Origin of the sequence: Argonema galeatum A003/A1 (assembly GCF_023333595.1) — a bacterium.
GTDB classification, from domain to species: Bacteria; Cyanobacteriota; Cyanobacteriia; order Cyanobacteriales; family Aerosakkonemataceae; genus Argonema; species Argonema galeatum.
The window spans coordinates 1-22132 of record NZ_JAIQZM010000014.1 but is presented as its reverse complement, the minus strand read 5'-3'; the positions used below and the strand labels follow the sequence as shown (position 1 = coordinate 22132).

The 22132-nt window shown below is 44.2% G+C and carries 13 protein-coding genes and 3 pseudogenes; 4 read left to right on the top strand and 12 right to left on the bottom strand.

Translation table 11 applies throughout. The annotated features are described in order from the left end of the window. Nucleotides 1-115: 115 nt before the first annotated feature. The 4 genes from LAY41_RS16085 to LAY41_RS16070 form a co-directional block, all read right to left on the bottom strand. A complete protein-coding gene (locus LAY41_RS16085) occupies nucleotides 116-3763 on the bottom strand; it encodes a WD40 domain-containing protein (protein ID WP_249099791.1) in 3648 nt (1215 codons plus the stop codon). 251 nt (nucleotides 3764-4014) lie between these two features. Then, the gene (locus LAY41_RS16080) at nucleotides 4015-4644 is read right to left on the bottom strand and encodes a Uma2 family endonuclease (protein WP_249099788.1); all 630 of its coding nucleotides are present in this window, start codon (nucleotides 4642-4644) and stop codon (nucleotides 4015-4017) included. A 70-nt stretch (nucleotides 4645-4714) separates the two neighbouring features. Beyond that, a complete protein-coding gene (locus LAY41_RS16075) occupies nucleotides 4715-4930 on the bottom strand; it encodes a WD40 repeat domain-containing protein (RefSeq protein WP_249100110.1) in 216 nt (71 codons plus the stop codon). Nucleotides 4931-4980: 50 nt separating this feature from the next. Then, a complete protein-coding gene (locus LAY41_RS16070; protein ID WP_249099786.1) occupies nucleotides 4981-6300 on the bottom strand; it encodes an AAA-like domain-containing protein in 1320 nt (439 codons plus the stop codon). 622 nt (nucleotides 6301-6922) lie between these two features. On the opposite strand from LAY41_RS16070, the gene LAY41_RS16065 reads away from it, so the two are divergent. Genes LAY41_RS16065 through LAY41_RS16055 form a run of 3 tightly spaced genes read left to right on the top strand, consistent with a single transcriptional unit; the run spans nucleotide 6923 to nucleotide 10370 of the window. Beyond that, nucleotides 6923-8209 (top strand): sensor histidine kinase, encoded by a 1287-nt coding sequence (locus LAY41_RS16065; protein ID WP_249099783.1) that lies wholly within the window; start codon nucleotides 6923-6925, stop codon nucleotides 8207-8209. Next, nucleotides 8206-8667: a response regulator gene (locus LAY41_RS16060; protein WP_249099780.1), complete on the top strand. Its 462-nt coding sequence runs from the start codon at nucleotides 8206-8208 to the stop codon at nucleotides 8665-8667. Before LAY41_RS16065 ends, LAY41_RS16060 begins: the two co-directional genes overlap by 4 nt. 11 nt (nucleotides 8668-8678) lie before the next feature. After that, entirely contained in the window at nucleotides 8679-10370 is a 1692-nt protein-coding gene (locus tag LAY41_RS16055) for an adenylate/guanylate cyclase domain-containing protein (RefSeq protein ID WP_249099777.1), read from the top strand. 71 nt (nucleotides 10371-10441) lie between these two features. Here the strand turns inward: LAY41_RS16055 and LAY41_RS16050 are convergent, their stop codons facing one another. From LAY41_RS16050 to LAY41_RS16035, 5 genes and pseudogenes are all read right to left on the bottom strand, one after another. Beyond that, nucleotides 10442-10693 (bottom strand): Uma2 family endonuclease, encoded by a 252-nt coding sequence (locus LAY41_RS16050; protein WP_249099772.1) that lies wholly within the window; start codon nucleotides 10691-10693, stop codon nucleotides 10442-10444. Between the two features lie 278 nt (nucleotides 10694-10971). Further along, nucleotides 10972-12069 (bottom strand): Rpn family recombination-promoting nuclease/putative transposase, encoded by a 1098-nt coding sequence (locus LAY41_RS16045; RefSeq protein ID WP_249099770.1) that lies wholly within the window; start codon nucleotides 12067-12069, stop codon nucleotides 10972-10974. A gap of 34 nt (nucleotides 12070-12103) precedes the next feature. Further along, a pseudogene (locus LAY41_RS32970) lies at nucleotides 12104-12736 on the bottom strand (WD40 repeat domain-containing protein); the annotation flags it as partial. Nucleotides 12737-12748: 12 nt separating this feature from the next. Further along, nucleotides 12749-14104 (bottom strand): annotated as a pseudogene (locus LAY41_RS16040) (AAA-like domain-containing protein); the annotation flags it as partial. Nucleotides 14105-14339: 235 nt separating this feature from the next. Next, nucleotides 14340-16295, bottom strand: coding sequence for an AAA-like domain-containing protein (locus LAY41_RS16035; RefSeq protein WP_249099764.1), 1956 nt, complete (start codon nucleotides 16293-16295; stop codon nucleotides 14340-14342). A 912-nt stretch (nucleotides 16296-17207) separates the two neighbouring features. Here LAY41_RS16035 and LAY41_RS16030 point away from each other — a divergent pair. Next, the gene (locus LAY41_RS16030; protein WP_249099761.1) at nucleotides 17208-19847 is read left to right on the top strand and encodes a GAF domain-containing protein; all 2640 of its coding nucleotides are present in this window, start codon (nucleotides 17208-17210) and stop codon (nucleotides 19845-19847) included. 248 nt (nucleotides 19848-20095) lie between these two features. On the opposite strand, the gene LAY41_RS16025 is transcribed toward LAY41_RS16030, so the two are convergent. The 3 genes and pseudogenes from LAY41_RS16025 to LAY41_RS16015 form a co-directional block, all read right to left on the bottom strand. Continuing rightward, nucleotides 20096-20281, bottom strand: coding sequence for a PCP reductase family protein (locus LAY41_RS16025; protein WP_249099758.1), 186 nt, complete (start codon nucleotides 20279-20281; stop codon nucleotides 20096-20098). Nucleotides 20282-20592: 311 nt separating this feature from the next. Continuing rightward, nucleotides 20593-21978 (bottom strand): photosystem II reaction center protein CP43, encoded by a 1386-nt coding sequence (psbC, locus tag LAY41_RS16020; RefSeq protein WP_249099755.1) that lies wholly within the window; start codon nucleotides 21976-21978, stop codon nucleotides 20593-20595. Then, nucleotides 21962-22132, bottom strand: a pseudogene (locus tag LAY41_RS16015) (photosystem II D2 protein (photosystem q(a) protein)); the annotation flags it as partial. The pseudogene LAY41_RS16015 and the gene psbC, both read right to left, overlap by 17 nt.

Here is a 22132-nt window from a genome sequence, read left to right as displayed (position 1 = left end):
CTTCGGAACGCAGATAAACGCAGATGCAGAATAATCGCACGAATTTTTTAGGTAACCGATGCGTAAGGACATGATATAAGGGGGATAAGGTGTGAGTTAACCTTGTAGCGCCGTCCTAAAATCGGCTACCACTCCCGTTTCGATCGCACAAATGACGATCGCTCTTTTCCACATCCGCATTAGTCCGCAAATAATCCTGGATGCGATCGCAACCATAACCCAATAAATCCAGACTCAGAATTCGCTGCACATTCCACAGAATCAGCGTGTTATCCTCACTGACAGAAGCCACAAACGTTCCATCAGAACTATACGCCACTCCCCTAATCGCCGCACTGTGACCTCTGAGAGTCGTTAATTCCGTACCGTCAAGCTTCCAAAACTTCACCGTATTGTCCACACTGCCAGAAGCAATAATTTGACCATCCGGGCTAAATGCCACTCCCCACACCGCAGCATGATGACCTTCAATAGTTCTTAACAACTTACCATCAATTGTCCAAAGCTTAACCGTATTGTCCCCACTGCCAGAAGCGACCATCTTACCGTCAGGACTAAAGGCAACTTTCCACACCGCAGCTTGATGACCTTGGAGAGTTCTCGCTAACGTACCATCAAGCTTCCACAACTTCACAGTCCCATCTCCCCCTGCTGAGGCAATTAGTTGACCGTCCGGGCTAAATACCACCTGCCAAATAGGAGCATGATGTCCTATCAGGGTCTTAGGGGCGCATCCATTAGACATCTCCAAAAACTCTTGTGGGGCAGGCATCTTGCCTGCCATTGGTTTTGGGCGGGCAAGATGCCTGCCCCACCTACAAGTGCTGTTGCGCCGCCAAAGCTTAATCGTGTTATCTTGACTTGCGGAAGCGATCGTGCGATCGTCTGGACTGAAAGCTAATCCAGTCAGTCTAGAGGTATGACCTACGAAAGTTGCGATCGAAGCGCCGTTCCGATCCCAGACCTTCACAATATTATCGTTTCTGGCAAAAGCAATTAACCGATCGTCGTGACTCAGGGCAACTGCATAAATCGCCGCGTCTTGTTCACTCAAAGTCGCCAGCAATTTGCCTTGCCGACTCCAAAGCTTAGTCGTGCCATCCTCGCTACCAGTTGCGATCGTAGAACTATCAGCACTGACATCTAAAGCCCAAATCCCGGCTTTATGTGCAGTGACGATCGTTCGCAATGGATTTTGACTTTGCCACAGTCTGACGCTGTTTTCTGCACCCGCCGAAGCAATAAAGCTGCCGTCGGGACTCCAAGCTATCCCCCAAATCCCCGCACTGTGACCTCTAAATGTCGTCAATTCTGTGCCGTCAATATTCCAAAGTTTTACCGTTTTATCTCGACTTGCAGAGGCGATAGTTTGACCGTCTGGACTAAATACAACTGCTGATATTACAGCAGTATGACCCTCAAGTGTTCGTAGCAAAGTGCCATTTTTATGCCAAAGTTTCACCGTTTTGTCTGCACTTGCAGAGGCAATAGTTTGACCGTCTGGACTAAACGCCACTGAGGATACCACAGCAGTATGACCCTGAAGACTTTTCAGCAAAGTACCATCGCGCTTCCAAAGTTTAACCGTTTTGTCTGCACTTGCAGAGGCAATAGTTTGACCATCGGGACTAAACGCCACTGAGGATACCCCAGCAGTATGACCCTGGAGAGTTCGTAGTGCCCCCGTGCCTGCCCCCTCAACTTTCCAAAGTTTTACAGTTGCGTCCACACTAGCAGATGCAACGGTTTGACCGTCGGGGCTAAATGCCACTACCCAGATGCCAGCACTGTGACCCTGAAAAGTTTTCAACAAAGTGCCGTCCTTGTGCCATAGTTTCACAGTGCCATCATCACTTCCAGAAGCAATCAACTGACCGTCAGGGCTAAATTTGACCGATCGAACGATCGCCTGATGACCTTTGAGGGTTGCCACTTCTGTACCATCCCTCCCCCACAGTTTGATAGTTTTATCGACACTTCCAGAGGCAATTAGCTTACTATCAGGACTGATATCGACGGTCATAACTGCCGCTTTATGCCCCGATAAACGGTTATATTCATCTACTTCATAAACGGCTTGCCGCAGTATATTAATAACTTGATGTTCAATATTTTTGTCTGTCTTGCCTAACTTTTGTAGTTTTCGTTTAGCTTTAATCGCTTCTATCAGTGCATCCAAGCGGCGATTTGAGGCAAACAGTCCATCAGAAGAAGACGCCAGCGCTCGAATTTCACTAATCCTTGCTTCAAGTTCACTAATAGCTGCTCGGCGGTATTGAAAATAACTTGTCACCCCTAAGACGCTGGCAAGCAGCAATGCACCACTCACGGTAAACAGCAAAAATCTTTGTCGTTTGGTAGCTTTTTTCTCTTGCTCAAGTCTTTTGTGTTCCTCTGCCAGTCGCGCTTCCACTTCTTTAGTTCGTTCTGCTTCTAAACCTTGTTGCACTTCTCGTCTGTCGAGTTCGGTGCTAGCAGCTAAAAACTGATAGTCTAAATCACTCAAACTTTTCCCTTGCGCCCAATTTTGGGCATCAATCAATGCTTGTCCGCGCAGCAGTCGCGAAGAATCCTGTTGTTTTGACGCGATCCAAGCATCAAAAGCTTGAGAATAGGGACGCAGTTTGCCTAATTGTTTTTCTACCCATTCGAGGTTGAAAACTTCTTGATAAATGGAATTTTTGACTTTCAACAATCCTTGTTGTTTGATGACTAAACCAGAAAGCACCAGTTCGATTTGCTCGCCGCTGTCATCGGTTGGCACTTCAAATTCTTGTAAGATTTGCTGATAAATGCCGAGTAATCTGCCAGCGCGTTGTTCGTTTCGAGTGATGCGATCGCGTATCGTCCTTAAATGTTCCGGTTCGTCTTGGCTTTCCCACTTGTCGATGATGTGCGATCGAACCACACTTTCTACCCAAAATGCCTCTGTCCCTGGAATAATTTTCAGATTTTTGCTATTCTCATCCGACGCAAACGCCATGTTTTCTAGCAGTCTTACCAGCAATTGACAGAGTTTTTGAGTCAAAAATGGCTGTCCTGAAGTCCAAGTTAATATTTCTTTGAGTACTGCTCTTGAATTACTGACTTTTCCTTCTAATCCTACTGCTAATGGTGTGGCTTCATCCAATTGAAACCCCTGGAGTTCGATCGCTCTGCCAATATTAAATGGCGTTCTATTTTTATCCGCAATTAAATCCGACGGTGTAGCTACTCCGAAGATCGCAAACGTGAGGCGATTGTAGGCAGGTTCCATCGCTCTTTGGTTATAGCAATAGCGAATCAAAGCAAAAAAATCATCGACTGGAAAATCTAGTCCGAGAATGCTGTCAATTTCATCTATAAATATAAAGATCCTGTCTTGGGGAAATTGCACAAGCAGTAGTTCGACAATAAATCGACTCAATCTCTGGAGTAAAGACAAGTCTTCTTCTTCACGCCACCAAGCTTTTAAGTTAAATTTTCCTAACAGGTTTAAACCCAACCATAAATCAGTTACTACTCCTTTGTACCACTGAAGAGGCGTGATATTTTCACTGCCTATAGCTGTCATATCGACGGTTGTACAGAGGAATCCTTCTTGTTGAAGGCGCGATCGCGTTCTCACTAAAAGTGAAGATTTCCCCATTTGTCGGGAGTTGAGGACGTAGCAAAATTCGCCCTTTTTTAAGGCTTCGTAGAGTTGGTCATCAGCTTGACGTTCAACATAAGTAGGCGCATCTGTTGTCAGGCTCCCGCCGATTTGGTATTGGTAAGTGTTCATAGTTCATGCTTTATGGCAATAATCTATTAATTATTACTCACTTGGAGGTAAGAGAGTTTTAATCGTTTTAATTCTACTGTCAAGAGATGACTTGTGTAGTTTGGGTTTCGTTCCTCAACCCAAACTACAACTTATACCAAATCCGCAACGATTACCCCGTTTATGTCTCTAGGCTGTAGAGACGTTTCATGAAACGTCTCTACAATGTTTAGCCAAAAATTAAAGGGGTAACAAACCCAGATTTGGTATTATTACAACTGTTCCTCTTCTGGCGATCGCCCAGCTTCAAAAATTTGTTTGACAGTCAAATTTAATTCTGGAAATGTCGGACATACGATCGAGTCAGCACCTCGGTACTGGTTGACTTGATACTCACCTTCTACTAAGTAATAGATGGAAATAGTCGGCTGTTTGGGATTGCCAATGTACCGTCTACCACCCAAACCTAAATAGTCAATAATCCAGTATTCAGGAATGCCAAAAGTTTCATAGTCAACCAGCTTGTGGGCATAATCATCTTGCCAATTCGTGCTGACAACTTCAATAACTAGGGGAACGGAGGCTGCTTGAGTAACGGTTGATGACTTTTTCCACATCGGTTCTGATGACAGATTTTTTTGATTGATAACTAGCACATCAGGCGAATAAGCAGAGTCTCGATCGGGAACCTTAATTAATGCTTGCTTGGGGATGAAGTAAGGGAGGTTTAATCGTTCAAATTGGACATTTAGTTTTTTTGCTGAAAACCCATTAATTTCTTCATGCTCTCCTATTGGCTGCATTTCAACAATTACTCCATCGTGTAGTTCATAGAAGCCGCCGTCTGGCTTCCATTCCAGAAAATCTTCAAAACTTGTTGTTTTTGGTAAGGTTTGAAACATAGGATTGGGTGCATCTCACTTTTGCAAATATATGCTCACACTGTTTCTGATTATTACGCAAAACTGTGATTTATAGCGGCTTGCAGTTGGATGAAGTACACCTCAGAAACCGGGTTTCTTCAAGAAACCCGGTTTCTAAGGGCAAGTTGGGACTAAAGGCAGCTTTCCTTACCACACCCGTATGCCCCGTGAGCGTCCTCAGCAAGATGCCCTGGGAGTTCCAGAGTTTGACCGTGCCGTCACTACTGGCGGTGGCGATAACTTTACCGTCAGGACTCCAAGCAATTCCGTAAACTAACGCTTTGTGTGCGTTGAAAACTCCCAGTAATTACCAAACTAATTTTGTAGCATTTGATTTTTGAAATATAAACGGTAAAGTTCGCAACTAGGTGTCACAAAATCTCCATTGATATTCACCAAACCCATGCTATCTAATTTATAAGCGATTGCTGCTACTAATTTGACGGGATGATCGGTAGCAATTACCTTTTTTAAAGCATTCTCTAGGGCTGTATCTGCTTGCACTACTGTCATTATTTTTCGTAAGTGATCGCAATAAATACCCGACTCGGTAGGTGCTTCTTGTAAGATATGTTTGAGAGTTAACTCTCCCTGACAGATATAGTATAAAGCTAATCTGGTTAAGTAGGGATGACCGCCAACCATGCCCATAAGTTGCTTAGTTTGGCTAGTTGTCCAGTCGAGTCCGTGACGCTGGGCTAAAGCGAGTACTTGCTCGGATGTAAAGGTGGGCGATTTTAGGGGCAATCCAACATTAAAAGGGGATTGATTAATTTGGAGGGGGATATAAATTTCCGTGGAATAAGTGAGGATTAAACGCAGGTTTTGCCAAATTTTTAGGCTGCGAGCTTGTTCGTACCAAGAACGCAGCAGGGAAAAGAACTCTTCGGCAATTTCGGGATATTCAAAGACTCGGTTTATTTCGTTTAACGCTAAAACTAAAGGACATTGGGCTTGCGGGAGCAGGTATGCTTGAAAATAAATAGTGCAGCTAACTTTTCTGCCTATATCTTCATCCCAATATTCATCTAGTTTTGGTTCTAGCTGCAACTTCAAACCGACATTACTGCTAAACCAGCGAAAAAATTTATCCGTAGTGGAAAATACGGTTTTTTCTGCTTGCTGAAAGTCGATCGTAACGGTGCGATATTTCTGGGATTCAGCACGATCTAATATCCGCAGCATCAGGGAAGTTTTTCCCATTTTCCAAGGTGCTTTAATGCGGATGATGCTACCCGGTTTGGTAACTTCCTCGCAGGCGAGGGACTCGATGGGAGGGCGTTCGATGTAAAAGGGAGAGTTGACTGCCAGTGGGCCGCCAGGAAACTCTAGCACGGGAGTTGTGCGATCGCGACGGATTTGCTCGATCGCCTGTCGTTGAGCTTTTGTCAGTTGGCGCAACTCGAATACTTGCCGCAAGTTATTTTTACCTATCTCTTCTTCCCAGAAGTTGCTTAAAGTAGACCATAACTCGGAGGCAGTACGACTTAAATATTCTTTGACGTAATTGGTTTCAGCTGCCATACTGGCATAAGTTTTTCCCTCCCAAGTGAAACGCAGCACCGTTTCTTGGAGCGGTGTTAAGCCCTCTGGCAAGCTCACTTTGAGTAAATCGATCAGTTCTTCAACGGTCATGCAAGCAAGTTATTTCCCTATTGCAATGCTCACTATAACTAACCAAGGGTGCGATCGTATTTTCCCAGATTAAACTTTTTTTGGATCGATCGGGGACAATCGTTCTAAAAAAGGTTACTTTAGGCTCTTGACAAATTGAAACTTACCCGATCCACTTGTCAGTATTGAGTTTTAGCCATTTTATCAGAGAGTAGCTAGGTGGCTGTTTGGAAGTTTTTTGTATAATTGAATACATTTGTTTGCGATCGCGTCGAAAACTCGATCTAGGGAAGTTACTTTTTTAAGATGAGTTTGGAAGCGATCGGTTTATTCGATCGCCAAAATTAACCTCTTCCGCCATTGAAGACAGAGTACAACAAAGATTGATGTCAATATCTTAAGATAGATATGAAGGTAACATAAAAAACTCATTGCCGTCGAATTTAAGCAATGCACAAAACTGAGGCAGAAAACCAAAAAAAGGATTTCTGAATACAGGCATATTTTTGCAGACTTATTTCCCTTAAAAAAATATCGTTGGGTGCGTGACTCCTTAACCAAATCAAACAACCAGACTGTTCCAGAGTAAATCAACAAAAAAGGGTTCTGCGGCCACAAACTTTTTATCCTGAAAGGAGCAACGATGAATTTTTCGTATCACTTTTTAGGCTCGGCAAACTTTATGCCCCACGGAGCCTTTATGCCTCACGGATACTGTTACCTGTGGAAGCCAGAACTGCTCTGGCTTCATATCATTTCAGACTCGATAGTTGCTTTATCCTACTATTCTATTCCAGGCACACTGGTCTACTTTGTTAACAAGCGAAAAGATTTACCGTTTGATTGGATATTTCTACTGTTTGGAGCGTTCATCGTTCTGTGCGGCTCGACTCACTTGATGGAAATTTGGACGCTTTGGCATCCCGATTACTGGCAAGCAGGGCTTCTCAAAGCGGTTACGGCTTTAGTGTCAGTGGGGACGGCGGCGGCGTTAGTACCGCTAGTGCCAAAAGCACTCGCTCTACCCAGTCCCGCTCAATTAGAAGCAGAAATTGTCGAACGCAAAAAGGCAGAAGAATACGTTCGTACTTTGAATGTAACGCTGGAGGAGCGGGTGAAAGAGCGCACGCAAGAATTAGCGATCGCCAACAGCGAACTCGTAACCGAAATTGCCGATCGCAAGCGAGCCCAATTAAAGCTGCAAGCTTACACCACCAAACTAGAACAGAGCAACCGAGAACTTCAGGATTTTGCCTTCGTCGCGTCCCACGACTTGCAGGAACCGCTGCGAAAAATTCAAGCCTTTGGCGATCGTTTGAAAGCTAAATTTGCCGTTCAATTAGGCGACCAAGGGCGAGATTTTTTAGAGCGGATGCAGAACGCCGCCGGCAGAATGCAAGTTTTGATCGAAGACCTATTATCGTTCTCTCGCATCACGAGTAAAGCACAACCATTTTTACCCGTAGACCTGTCAAAAATCTTGCAAGGAGTTCTGTCGGATTTGGAGACTCGCATTGAGCGCACCCAAGGACGAATGACAGTTGGCGAGTTACCAACTATAGATGCTGATTCCTCACAAATGAGGCAGCTATTTCAAAATTTGATTGGCAATGCTTTGAAGTTTCATCGCGAAGGCATACCTCCAGAAATAGAAGTTTCGGCTCAAATAATTAGCGATGGATACTGCGAAATTAGAGTAGCAGATAACGGCATCGGATTTGAAGAAAAATATCTCGATCGAATCTTCACTGTTTTTCAACGTCTACACACCCGAAGCGAGTACGAAGGCACTGGGATTGGCTTGGCAATTTGCCGTAAAATAGTCGAGCGCCATAACGGTACAATTATTGCAACCAGTACTCTCGGCAAGGGTTCGACATTTATCGTGACGCTACTCATCAGTCAACCAGAAGGAGCTTCTCTAGAATGACGACAGAAAAGAAAAAATGCACGATTTTGGTAGCAGATGACGATCCGGACGATCGCTTACTTTTAGAAGACGCTTTAACGGAAACAAAATTGGCTGGAAACCTCTACTTTGTGGAAGATGGAGAAGAACTGATGGACTATCTGCTTCACAAAGGAAAATATATTAATCCTAGCAGTTCTCCGCGCCCAGAACTGATTTTACTCGACTTGAATATGCCCAGAAAAGATGGGCGGGAGGCATTGAAAGAAATTAAATCGACTCCCAGTCTGCGGCAAATTCCGATTGTCGTGCTGACGACATCTAAGGCAGAAGAAGACATTTACCGCACTTACGATCTGGGGGTCAATTCATTTGTCAGCAAGCCCGTTTCTTATGAAGGACTGCTGGAGCTAGTACAGAAAATAGGGATCTACTGGTTTGACACTGTAAAGCTGCCTTTTTATAAGGCAGATATTTGAGGCAGATTGCCATGCAAAGCGCATTATTTTTGGGCAGCGAAAGCCGCCCGAATAGGGTGAATATAGCCCCCAAAGTCATCAACTTATACCGTTCTATGAACAGCGGTTCGATCGTCAAAGTACTTCTAGTAGAAGACGATGAAGACGACTACTTGATCGCACGAGAATTGCTAACTGAAATTGGCAGCACTCAGTACGAGCTAGAGTGGGTTTCAACTTATGAGGAAGCCTTGGAAGCGATCGAAAGCGATCGGCACGATGTAATTTTAGTTGACTTTTACCTGGGGAGGCATACGGGGCTAGAAATATTGCAAGCCGCCCTAGAAAAGAGTTGCCAAACGCCAATTATCATGCTAACGGGATTGGGCGATCGCGAGGTAGATAGCCAAGCAATTCAAGCAGGAGCCTCAGATTATTTGGTTAAAAGTCAGCTTAATCCGCAGTTGTTAGAGCGATCGATCCGCCATTCAATCGATCGCAAGCGAGTAGAGGAAGCGCTCAAAGAAAGTGAAGCTCGATTTCGCGATCTAGCTAAAAGAGAAGCGTTGCTGAACCGCTTAGCGAAACAGATTCGCAATTCGTTGGAATTGCCAGCAATTCTTGATGCCGCCGTATCTGAAATCTGCACTCTATTAGAAATTGACAGATGCCGATTTATTTGGTACAAAAAGAGCGATAAAAATCCTACTTTTGAGTTGGTTTGCCAAGCGAGTAAATCGGCAACGACAAGGAGAACTGCCTATACTGATGCTGAGGAAATGGAAGCTTTAGGAAAGATAATATTGCAGTTGAACGCGCTTGAAGAAAGTTCTGTTTTTTGCATCAACCCAAACTCGGAAATGCGCGACTTAATGGGGGTGTTTGGTTTTGCATTTATGATGCTGATTCCGATTCGCACTCGCGTGGGTAAGACAGGAATTTTGGTCTGCGAACGCTGGCTGCCTTTTCCTAGCATTTCCCGTTATGATTGGGATGGCGATCGAGTTGAATTGCTATTGGCAGTTGCCGATCAAATCGCTATTGCGATCGACCAAGCAGAACTCTACGAACGCACTCGCGTCGCGAAAGAACAATCCGATCGACTATTGCTGAACGTCTTACCGCATACGATAGCCGAACACCTCAAAAACAGAAATGAAATCATCGCTGACAGTTTTGAAGAAGTGACCGTACTCTTTGCTGATATTGTCAACTTCACCGAGCTTTCTTCTCGCATCCCAGCCCAAAAAATGGTACAGTTACTCAATCTGATATTTTCTACTTTCGATCGACTGGCAGATAAACACAATTTAGAAAAAATTAAAACAATTGGCGATGCTTACATGGTAGTGGGAGGCGTACCTTTACCCAAACCGGATCATGCCGAAGCTATTGCAAATATGGCGTTAGAAATGCAGCAGGAAATTAATAATTTCTATCAAGATGATGGAAAGCCGTTTTCACTGCGAATTGGCATCAATACGGGGCCAGCCGTAGCGGGAGTTATTGGGACTAAGAAGTTTATTTATGACCTTTGGGGCGATACAGTGAATGTTGCCAGCCGCATGGAATCCCAAGGAGAAGCAGGTAGAATTCAGGTGACGGCTGCAACCTACGAGCGATTGAACTCACAATACGTATTTGAAAAGCGGGGTGCGATCGCAGTTAAAGGCAAGGGAGAAATGATAACTTATTGGTTGACTGGTTTTAAGGTTCTGTATTAGGAGTATCGGTAGCGAGACTGTTGATGACTTTTTCCACATCGGTTCTGATGACAGATTTTTCTGATTGATAACTAGCACATCAGGCGAATAAGCAGAGTCTCGATCGGAACTTTAATTAATGCTTGCTTGGGGATGAAGTAAGGGAGGTTTAATCGGTCAAATTGCACATTTAGTTTTTTTGATGAAAAACCATTAATCTCCTCATGCTCTCCTATTGGCTGCATTTCAACAATTACTCCATCGTGTAGTTCATAGAAGCCGCCGTCTGGTTTCCATTCCAGAAAATCTTCAAAACTTGTTGTTTTTGGTAAGGTTTGAAACATAGGATTGGGTGCATCTCACTTTTGCAAATATATGCTCACACTGTTTCTGATTACGCATCTAATTTCACAGTCAGTTTTTCTAAGCTTCTTGTGGGGTGGGCATCCTGCCCGTCCTTGTATTCGATTTAGATGCGTAATAGCTTAATCCATATTATGTTTAAAACGAATGGCACTAAGTTAAGCTGCGATATAGGAGGCTCTGCCTACTATATCGCTCCCAGGTTTAACCTGGAAGCGAGAAGCTGCGATACAGGAGACTCACGTTTATAACCTCCTACTTATCTCAAGTTTTCCAACCAATTACTTAAATCAGAAACCTCATTAAAATCTAGTAACGCATCTCCTAGATTAATTAACTCTTCCATTGATAATTGTTCAATTTGGTTAGAAATTGCCTGTTCTAAGTCCCCAAATCGCCGCGTAGATTGTCGTAAGATAAACTGCCGTTGTTGTGCCTGTATTCTTTGTTGTTCCGATTGTAATTCTTGGCTTTCGGCTTCGACTCTTTGGCTTTCGGCTTCGACTCTTTGGCTTTCGGCTTCGACTCTTTGGCTTTCGGCTTCGATTCTTTGGCTTTCGGCTTCGATTCTTTGGCTTTCGGCTTCGATTCTTTGGCTTTCGGCTTCGACTCTTTGGCTTTCGGCTTCGACTCTTTGGCTTTCGGCTTCGACTCTTTGCCGCTCTTCCATCAATTTTTGTTGGTCTTCGATAAAAAACATTTGGCTTTCTAACCGATCTAATTCTTCCGTAGTCAAGTTAGCCTGATTAGCAATTGTCAAAGCCATGTTAATTTCTGGTATAGTTCCCAGAGAGTCAGGGACAACTTGTAAACTCGGTGCTTGTTTAATAAAGTAAATCCATTTATCTGTAAGGCTTTCTAACTGTTCTAGCGACTTTTGGAATTTAGGTAATTCCACAAAAATTAAAGTCATTTCTCGCCAATAATCAACCAAGTCTTCTGCTTCTTTAAAGACAAAAGTCGAAATAAGTCTAGGGCGATCGAATATCTTAAAATCCGTAATTGTCAGACTAATGACGGGATTGAGTTCGCCATATTTTCGACCAGAAGCAAGTTGATTTATGTAAGCTTTGGCAGTATTATATAAAATACGTTTTTCAAATCCGGAGACGTTCAATACTTGCATTTCAATAATCACGTATTTACCGTCGTTGAGTTGAGCTTTAACATCCAGGTAACTATCTTTCAATTCCGGCCTTTGACCGGATTGATAAGGGTCGATAATTTGCAAATCTGTAATTACGGGATTGCCTTGATAAATTAAGGCATTCAGAAAGCTGATTAAAATTGGTTTACTTTCGGCTGAGCCGAAGATTTTTTTGAAGGCAAAATCGGTTTTAGGGCTGATAAATCTCATAGGGATTAACCTCAATTTAATATGATTATAAAGGTCAATTACTAATATGGTCACACAAATGTCTGTCTTCCTCCTTCACGTCGGCATTTGTTCGCAGATAATCTCGCACCCAGTTGCAACCAAACGCCAACGGGTCTGTATTGAGAATTCGCTTCACATTCCACAAAATCGCGGTTTGGTCAGCGCTGGCGGAGGCAAGTTGAGTGCCATCAGGACTAAAGGAAACTCTCCTTACCAAACCTGTATGCCCCGTAAGCGTAGTCAGCAAGATGCCGTCAGAATTCCAGAGTTTCACCGTGTTATCCAGACTTGCCGTAGCGACGATCGCACCATCCGGGCTAAAGGAAACTCCCATGACTCCCAGTGTGTGACCTTTGAGCGAAAGTAGGGGCAGTGTCTTGTGCCTACCTTCTGTGCTTTGTCCCATCGAAGAGCCATCAAATTTCCAGAGTTTGACGGTGCCATCCGCACTAGCTGAGGCAATAACCTTGCCATCTGGACTGAAACTGACCCCGAAAACCATAGCATTATGGGCAGCGATCGCTTGCAACAAAGTTCCATCGCGCTTCCAGATAGCTAAAGTGCCACTGCTACTGACAGCAGCTATTGTTTGACCATCAGGACTGAAAGCCAAATCCCAAAACACGCTGCCATCTAGCTCTAGGGTTTGCAATAACTGACCGTCTGACTGCCAGAGTTTCACCGTGCCATCACTACTGGCGGTGGCAATAACTTTACCGTCAGGACTGAAAGCAACTCCCCAAACTGTTCCGTTGTGTCCGTTGAGAATTCCCAGGAACTTGCCGTCACGCTGCCAGAGTGGAACTATTTTTTCGCCCGCTGCTGCAATAACTTTACCGTCAGGACTGAAAGCCACATCCCAAAACGCTCCACTGCCCTCTTTAAGAGTCGAGAGCAATGTGCCATCTCGCTTCCAGAGTTTGACCGTGTTATCCCGACTTGATGAGGCGATTGTCTGAGCGTCGGGACTGATTGCTAATTTAAACACCATCGCCTGATGTCCTGATAAGCGGTTAAACTCATCGGCTCCATAAACTGCCTGTTCTAGTAATAATTGCACTCGATTTTCTAGTTCTGGGTCAGTTGCACTCAGTTGTTGTAGTTTGCGCTTGGCTTTGATGGCGGCGACGAGAGCATCTAAATATTCCCAATTGTGGACGATCTGCGATCGCACTATACTCTCTACCCAAAATGCTTCTGTCCCTGCCGGAATCGACAGATTTTCACTGACGGCTCCTTGAATCGAATTATGCACTAATTTACACAGCTTTTGGGTCAGAAATGGCTGCCCATTCGTCCAGGCTAAGATTTCTTTTAAAATTGACTGAGTTTTTTCTATTTTTCCTTCTAATCCTGCCGCTAATGGCTGAGATGACTGCTGTTTGAAGCCCTCAAGTTCGATCGCTCTGCCAATATTAAATGGCGTTCTATTTTTATCCGCTATTAAATCTGAAGGTGTAGCTACTCCGAAAATTGCAAACGTTAGGCGGTGATATTCCGGGTCGCTCGCTCTTTGGTTATAACAATAGCGAATCAAAGCAAAAAAATTATCTAACCTAAATTTTATACCGAGAATGCTATCGATTTCATCTATAAATATAAAGATTCTCTCTTGAGGAAATTGCACAAGCAGTAGTTCGACAATAAATCGACTTAATCTCTGGACTAAAGACAAATCTTCTTCATCGCGCCACCAAGCTTTTAAGTTAAACTTTCCTAACAGATTGAAACCCAACCATAAATCAGTCACTACTGTTTTGTACCACTGAAGAGGGGTGATATTTTCACTGCCTATCGCTGTCATATCGACGGTGGTACAGAGGAATCCTTCTTCTTGCAGGCGATGTCGCGTTCTCACTAAAAGTGAAGATTTCCCCATTTGTCGGGAGTTGAGTACGTAGCAAAATTCTCCCTTTTTTAAAGCTTCATATAATTCAGTATCAGCTTGACGTTCAACATAAGTAGGGGCATCTGTTGTCAAACTACCACCGATTTGGTATTGGTAAGTATTCATAGTTCTGGATGTTTTGGAATTATTATGCTAATGTTAAATATGAACATTTTTGTAGGGACACGGCATCATAAATATGTCGGTTATATAAAATTTTTAATTAGGCCGTGTCCAAAGCAGCATATTTGACACGAAAAAACCCAAATAAGGAACGGAAAAAGAAGAATTCAATTTTAAATTTAAGATTCTAAATTTAAAATTAATAAAATCTAAACTTGGCAATTTCCCACTTCCCAGTTCAAGTATTTTCTGTATGAAGGGTAACGCGATCGCGCCCTTGTCTTTTCGATTGATAAAGTGCCTCATCAGCAGCAGCAATGAGCATTTCAGGAGAACTTTTAGAACCGGGCTTTATACTCGCCACCCCCAAACTGACTGTGACAAAGCGATCGGGAAGACCGTCAACGTCAGGATTGTCATGGGCGATCTCTAAAGCTTTAACGATCGCTCGAATTTCTTCTGCTACGTTAACAGCAGTATGGGCATCTGTTTGGGGCAAAATTACCGCAAACTCTTCACCGCCATAACGCGCCACAACATTCGCCGGATGCGTCACGCAGACACGGATAGCATTGGCAATTTGCTGTAGGCACTCATCTCCAGCTAGATGTCCGTAAGCGTCATTGTAAAACTTGAAATAGTCAACATCGCACAAAATAAGCGATAGCGGTGGAATCTCCTCAACCTGCTGCCACAATGTTTTCAGATACTGGTTAAAGTAGCGTCTATTGGCAAGTTGAGTCAACTCATCTAAATTTGACAAGCGCTGTAACTGGACATTCTCTTGCTCTAACTCTTCCAAGCGAAAATCAATCAAATTTGGGTTTTTTAAATTATTCCGAAAATACACACGGTATAATTGGCAACTTGGCTTTGCTCGATCGCCATCAAGATGTATTAGCCCCATACTCTCTAACTTATATATTGCGACTTCTCCTACAAAAACCGATCCCTCACTGCTAATCACTCGCTTAAATGCTGCGGCCAACTCTGGCTCTTCTTGAAGCATAACTGAGAGACTCCGCAAATGAGCGCTGTAAATCCCAGTTGGTTCTTGAGCTTTTTGCAATAACTCTTCTAATGTCATCTCTTTGCCAGACAACTGATAGAATGCCATGCTTAGCAAATAGGGGTGTCCCCCTACCATTTCCACCAAAGGAACAAGGCGTCGCATCCCCGCTTCACCCTCTGCCCAAGTAAGTTCGTAACGCATTGCCAGCTGCTGCACCTGCTCCAAACTAAATTCTGGCACTTTCAGCGGTAACCCAATATTGAAGGGCGATTGAGTAAGCTTGAGCGGAAGGTAAACTTCAGTGCTGTGAACCACCACCAACCGCAGTTTTCGCCAAGTCTCAACCTGTACTGCCTGTTCGTGCCAAGCTCGCAGCATCGGCAGAAAGTCTTGGGCAATTTCGGGATACTCAAAAATCCGATTAACTTCATTTAAAGCCAAAACCAAGGCACTATTAATAGATTTTAATAAATAGCCCTCAAAATAAATTTTGCAGCTCATTTTACTGCCCAAGTCCTCATCCCAGTAATCATTCAACTTGGGGGTGAGTTGCAACTGCCTGCTGACATTGGCACAGAACCAGCGTAAGAATTTATTAATAGATGTAAAAACGGCTGTGTCAGCTTCTTGAAAATCTAAGACAACAGTTTTATATCCTTCTGTAGTAGCATGAGCCATAATCCTATTTAGCAGTGAACTTTTCCCCATCTTCCTGGGCGCTTTGATCCGGAGTACGCATCCTGGTTTGTGAATTTCATAGCACGCTAGTTCTTCAATCGGTGGACGATTGATATAAAGTGAGGAATCTAACGGTACTGGACGACCGGGAAATTCGATTTCGGCCTGTGGAAAGCTACTTAGGGAATCCTGTCTGGCTATTTGCTCCCTTGGAGACACCTGTCCCATCCTGCTGTTGGATTTGGCTGTCGAGTTTTGCCCGTATTGCTTTAAGACTAGATGCAGATTTTTTTTGGTCACCCTTTGCCCTAAAGCATCTGAGAGGTCGTTCCACAACTTAGAGCCAATTTCCTTTATGTAGTCGAGGCCGTAAGCTGAATCCAGCGCTATGTCGGTATAGGTTTGCCCTATCCACGACGCACGGAAAACTAATCGCTCAATAGGACTGAGTTCCCTAGAGAGAAATTCTTGTTCCACAACTATTAAAGCTTCATCAACATTCATCTTTCTTCCTCCTTGGAGACTCGCGCCAAAACTGTACTTAGTTTGGCGGTGAGACGCGAGGTGCTACAACGAGGGGAACCCCCGCAACGCACCCGAAAAGGAAAAGGAGGGCAGGGTAAAAGTTGCATAACTATTTTTTTGGTCGGTGTTGTTTACTTACATCTCTATATTGACTAGGGAGATTGAAAGTAAGGCTTTATTTTACCTTATATTTTAGTAATATAAAAAAAATTTATTAACTTTTAACTCTTTCCTTACCTAGCACAGATATATAGGTTATTTTTAATAAGAAAAGTAAATTTTTAGGCCACCAAGAGTTAACGATATTCTAAAATAAAAACCTAGAGGTATAAAATAATACATTTAAATCCATTAGAGCTACTCCCACCATAGATTTCTTCCACAATCGAAGGGAGTATAGCCCTATTCAGATGAGTGAAGTACAGAGAAACCCGGTGAGAGCAGAAGTTACCGGGTTTCTGGCGTGTACTTCATGCAACTGCAAGCTGCTGTAATTACAATCCCACTTTTCCCACTTTTCCCACTCGTCTCTTTTGTGTTTGGGTAAAAAAGGCTTGGAGAGCCCACTTTTTTGACGTTTATAACTTAAAGTTACCCACTTTTCCCAATTAAATATAAGTTAACATTTAAAACATCCACAATCAAATATAATTGAAGACTATTTTGTTTAAATGCGCGATGTCCAAAATTTAACTTAAACTTTAAATATATCATTGGAGTACAATAATAATACAATAACTCGCTCGAATAATCAAGATTGACAAATTGTATAGATGCCAAATTGGGTGTTATAAAACGAGTAATATGGTCTTGCTTCAAGGGAGTAACTACTTCAATCACCAAAACTCAGACCTTCTTGCTGTAAAGGCGGAAGTTTAGAAAAATAATAATATGTGGCAAATTGTAAAAAATGTATTCTCACCGAGTCAGTATATGCCTCACGGTCACTGCTACCTGTGGCAAACGCCTCTAGTCTGGCTGCACGTAGTTAGTGACTTGCTGATTGCTCTAGCTTACTTTTCAATTCCGGTAATGCTCATCTATTTCATTTATAAGCGGCGTGACGTTCCCTTTATGGGAATATTTGCTTTATTTGGTGCATTTATTATTTTCTGCGGTACAGGCCACTTGCTAGAAATTTGGACGCTGTGGCATTCCGCCTATTGGCTGTCGGGGATTGAGAAAGCAACTACTGCCCTCATTTCTTGCTACACGGCTGGACAGATGATAACGCTACTGCCACAGTTTCTATCTTTAAAAACTCCCCAAGAATTAGAGGTAATTAATCGTAAGTTACAGCGGGAAATCAGCGATCGCGAAAATGTAGAATTAGCGCTGTGGCACGCCTATGAAGACTTGGAATCTAAAGTGCAAGAGCGCACAGCAGAGTTGACAGAAAGCAACGCTTGTTTAGAAGCACAAATTAGGGAAAGAATGGCGGCTGAATCGGCTTTGCAGGAACGAGAAATACGTTTGAGCCAACAACAAGCTAGCAAGCTAGAACTAGCAAAAAGTGACCGGATCTACCAGGTAAATATCGGCGATGCGTTGAGAGAGATTACGGAAATAGCAACCCGTACCCTGAATGTCGAGTGGGGAAGCGTTTGGTTTTACAACGAAGATAAATCAGCAATGTGCTGTGGGAATCTCTACAAACTGACGGCGAACCAACACAGCGATGGTTTAAAACTGAAGGTTGATGACTATCCTAACTATTTCAAAGCTTTGAATGCAGAACAGGCGATCGCAGCAGTTGATGCCAATACCGATCCGCGCACTCAAGAGTTTAGCGAATCTTACTTGATTCCTTTGGGTATATCCTCAATCTTAGACGTTCCCATTACCCATCAAGGACGAGTTGAGGGCGTAATTTCTTTGTCACATCAGGGAACACAGAGAAATTGGACGCTCGACGAACAAAATTTCGCTAGCTATTTGGCACAGATCGCAGCTTTAGCGATGGAATCGCGCGATCGCATTCTAGCTCAAGAAGCTTTGCACAAGCAATTAAAGCGAGAGCGGTTGGTGGGGACGATGCTCTCGAGCATTCGCTCTTCCCTGAATTTAGAGTCAGTTCTGCAAACATCTGTTGATGAAGTGCGGCAATTTTTGCAAACAGACCGGACAATAGTTTACCGCTTTAACCCCGACTGGAGTGGATTTGTGGTAGTTGAGTCAGTGGGTAAAGATTGGATGCCTACGCTGGAAATGGATATTCAAGACAACTGTTTTCTGGAAAAATATGTTCCCCTTTACAAAGAGGGTCGCATTGGAGCCATCTCGGATGTGGAGAATAGCAGTTTAAATCCTTGCCACATTAAGCTACTCAGTCAGTTGCAGGTTAAAGCCAACTTAGTTATTCCAATTTTACAAGCAGAAGAGGCCACCCAAAATCCCAAATGTGGGGGGACAACTAAAAACCAATGTAACCTCTGGGGTTTACTCATTGCCCATCATTGTAGCAGTAGTCGAGAGTGGCAGGAATTTGAGATCGAGTGTCTCAAAGAGTTGAACGTGCAGTTGGCGATCGCACTTCAGCAATGCACCCTCTTTGAACAGGCGCAAACCGAACTAAGCGATCGCAAACAAGCAGAAGCAGCTTTGCGCCTATCTGAAGCTAGAGAACGGGAAAAAGCACAACAGCTTGAAGTCACCCTGCGTCAACTCAAAAGTACCCAAGCGCAGATCGTTCAAAGCGAAAAAATGGCATCATTAGGGCAAATGGTGGCCGGAGTCGCTCACGAAATTAACAATCCCGTCAGCTTTATCTACAGCAACGTTACTCCAGCGATCGAATATTCCCATTACCTGTTGAGTGCGATCGATCTCTACCAGCAACACTGCCCCCAACCACCAGCAGCAATTAAGGAGCAGATTGAAGCGGGTGAATTCAACTTTATCAAAGAAGACTTCATCAAATTACTCCAATCAATGAAAACGGGTGCTGAGCGGATCAAAAAAATTGTGCTTTCCCTGCGGAACTTTTCCCATCTTGACGAAGCTGACAGAAAAGCAGCAAACCTCAACCAAGACATTGAGAGTACCCTGATGATTTTGCAACATCGCCTCAAACCCCAGCCGAAGCGCTGTGCGATCGAAGTAATTAGAGAGTATGGAAAATTGCCCCTAGTTGAATGTTACCCCGGTCAACTAAATCAGGTCTTTATGAATCTCCTAAGCAATGCCATTGATGCTTTAGAAGAAAGGCTGCAAAGAGAGCCTAACTTTACACCGCAGATTCGCATCTGTACTGAAGTTAAAAATAATTCTGACAAATCTAATATAAAATCTGCGATCGTTCGTATTGCTGACAATGGTGCGGGTATTTCAGAAAAAGTTAAACAACGTATTTTCGATCCTTTTTTTACTACTAAACCTGTAGGCAAAGGCACGGGATTAGGGCTATCTATCAGTCATCAAATTATTGTTGAAAAACATCAAGGCCGACTGGAATGCTACTCGCAGTTAGGACAGGGAACGGAATTTCTCATAGAGTTTAATTTTTGTGCCTATAACACCGATTCAGTATAATATTTGGTATGTTGTTGAGCTTGGGCGCTATCTTAAAGAGCGCCCAAGCTCAACAACATACCTAAGTAAGAAGTTTGATCGTGGGCATTTTTCACCATCAACCCGAAAGAGGCTATACACTACCGATGTTAATGGATTTGATAAGCTATTACGCATCTAAATCGAATACAAAGACGGGCTTTCCTGCCCATCCCACAAGAAGCAAGAGAAAAACTGACGGTCATTTTAGATGCGTAGCAGCTTATCAATTACTGACCAAACTCAGATCTTGCCTGTTCAACAATCTCAACCGTCACGACTTCTTGTTCTGCCTCACGGGTCAATTGCTCAATTCGCTGTCGAGCTTGAGCGCGCGCAAAAAAAGGAATATTTTTCAGCTTCGCCTTAGCTTCAGGCGTCCATTCCAAAGCACCTGTAAAATCAGAATTTCGCATAGCACATTAACGTTCAGCAATTAGTGGGCATTGGGCATTGGGCATTGGGGTAAAAAGAGTTTCGGTATTTGACCGCGAACAGTTTATATAGCAACCGATGAAAGTCAGTTAGGACGTTCTTAATTCCACCAAACCCTTGAGGAAGAGCCCCTTCTTCCCCTAGAAAGAGAGCAATCTTAGCCCCTAGCTATATATTAAACGTGGCCCTTCGCGGAAAACTGAATGTTGACATAAATACAAAAAAACTCCTGCCTTTAAGCAGGAGTCCTATCACTATGAAAGAAGAGAGAAATAGAAACTAAACTGGCAGCTTAGTCGAGATCGTTCATGAACAGCACTGGCTCAGTTTCGCGGTCAATACCTTTTTCAAAGCCTGCTGCAGCCGCACGAGCGCGACCCGCGTGCCAGAGGTGACCAACGAGGAAGAAGAAGCCTAGCACCAAGTGAGAGGTTGATAACCAAGCACGGGGGCTATTGTAGTTAAAGCCATTAGTTTCCGTGATCAGGCCACCCACAGAGTTGATCGAACCGTTGGGAGCGTGCGTCATGTACTCAGCAGCACGACGGACTTGCCAAGGTTGAACGTCATACTTGATCTTGTCGAGGTCGAGGCCATTGGGACCGCGCAGGGGTTCGAGCCAGGGGCCACGGAAATCCCAGAAGCGCATTGTTTCGCCACCGAAGATGATTTCGCCAGTGGGAGAGCGCATCAGGTATTTACCCAGACCTGTGGGGCCTTGTGCGGAACCGACGTTAGCACCCAAGCGTTGGTCGCGCACCAGGAAGGTGAAAGCTTGAGCTTGGGAAGATTCAGCGTTGGTGGGGCCGTAGAATTCGCTGGGATAAACGGTGTTGTTAAACCAGACATAGCAAGAGGCAATAAAGCCCATCAGGGACAGAGCGCCCAAACTGTAGGAGAGATAAGCTTCTCCAGACCAGATGAAGGCGCGACGAGCCCAACCGAATGGCTTGGTGAGGATGTGAAAAATGCCCCCAGCAATACAGATGAGGCCAATCCAAATGTGACCGCCGACAACATCTTCCAAGTTGTTGACGCTGACAATCCAGCCCTCTCCACCGAAAGGAGACCTGGTGAGATAACCGAAGATGACAGCGGGGTTCAGTGTCGGGTTAGTAATGACGCGAACATCACCACCACCAGGAGCCCAAGTGTCGTACAGTCCACCGAAGAAGATGGACTTGGCCACCAGCAGCAGGGCACCAATACCCAACACAATCAGGTGGAAGCCCAGAATGGTGGTCATTTTGTTCTTGTCTTTCCAGTCGTACCCAAAGAAGGAGGAGTACTCTTCGAGGGTATCTGGGCCTCGAACGGCATGATAGATGCCGCCCAGACCGAGAACAGCAGAGGAAATCAGGTGCAGAACGCCGACAACGAAGTAGGGGTAAGTGTCGATGATTTCACCGCCTGGGCCAACACCCCAGCCTAGTGAGGCGAGGTGAGGGATCAGGATTGCGCCCTGTTCGTATATGGGCTTATCTGGGGTAAAGTGAGCGACTTCAAACAAAGTCATCGCTCCGGCCCAGAATACGATCAGACCGGCGTGGGCAACGTGAGCGCCCAGCAGTTTACCGGAGAGGTTGATCAGACGGGCATTTCCAGCCCACCAGGCAAATCCAGAAGATTCTTGGTCGCGATTACCTGCAACCATAGAACTATTAGAGAGCGTTACCACGCGGTAGAACCTCCTCAGGGAATACAAATTTTTCGTGGGGCTGATCTTGTGGTGACATCCAAGCGCGGATGCCCTCATTGAGCAAAATGTTCTTGGTGTAAAAGGTTTCAAATTCCGGGTCGGCAGCCGCGCGCAACTCTTGGGATACGAAGTC

Bases quoted from the DNA above. Each gene is read 5' to 3' on its own strand.
- LAY41_RS16060 (WP_249099780.1), top strand. From the start codon at position 8,206: ATGACGACAGAAAAGAAAAAATGCACGATTTTGGTAGCAGATGACGAT.
- LAY41_RS16030 (WP_249099761.1), top strand. From the start codon at position 17,208: ATGTGGCAAATTGTAAAAAATGTATTCTCACCGAGTCAGTATATGCCT.
- LAY41_RS16045 (WP_249099770.1), bottom strand. From the start codon at position 12,069: ATGAGATTTATCAGCCCTAAAACCGATTTTGCCTTCAAAAAAATCTTC.
- LAY41_RS16070 (WP_249099786.1), bottom strand. From the start codon at position 6,300: ATGACCGTTGAAGAACTGATCGATTTACTCAAAGTGAGCTTGCCAGAG.
- LAY41_RS16085 (WP_249099791.1), bottom strand. From the start codon at position 3,763: ATGAACACTTACCAATACCAAATCGGCGGGAGCCTGACAACAGATGCG.
- LAY41_RS16080 (WP_249099788.1), bottom strand. From the start codon at position 4,644: ATGTTTCAAACCTTACCAAAAACAACAAGTTTTGAAGATTTTCTGGAA.
- LAY41_RS16025 (WP_249099758.1), bottom strand. From the start codon at position 20,281: ATGCGAAATTCTGATTTTACAGGTGCTTTGGAATGGACGCCTGAAGCT.
- LAY41_RS16055 (WP_249099777.1), top strand. From the start codon at position 8,679: ATGCAAAGCGCATTATTTTTGGGCAGCGAAAGCCGCCCGAATAGGGTG.
- LAY41_RS16050 (WP_249099772.1), bottom strand. From the start codon at position 10,693: ATGTTTCAAACCTTACCAAAAACAACAAGTTTTGAAGATTTTCTGGAA.
- LAY41_RS16065 (WP_249099783.1), top strand. From the start codon at position 6,923: ATGAATTTTTCGTATCACTTTTTAGGCTCGGCAAACTTTATGCCCCAC.
- LAY41_RS16035 (WP_249099764.1), bottom strand. From the start codon at position 16,295: ATGAATGTTGATGAAGCTTTAATAGTTGTGGAACAAGAATTTCTCTCT.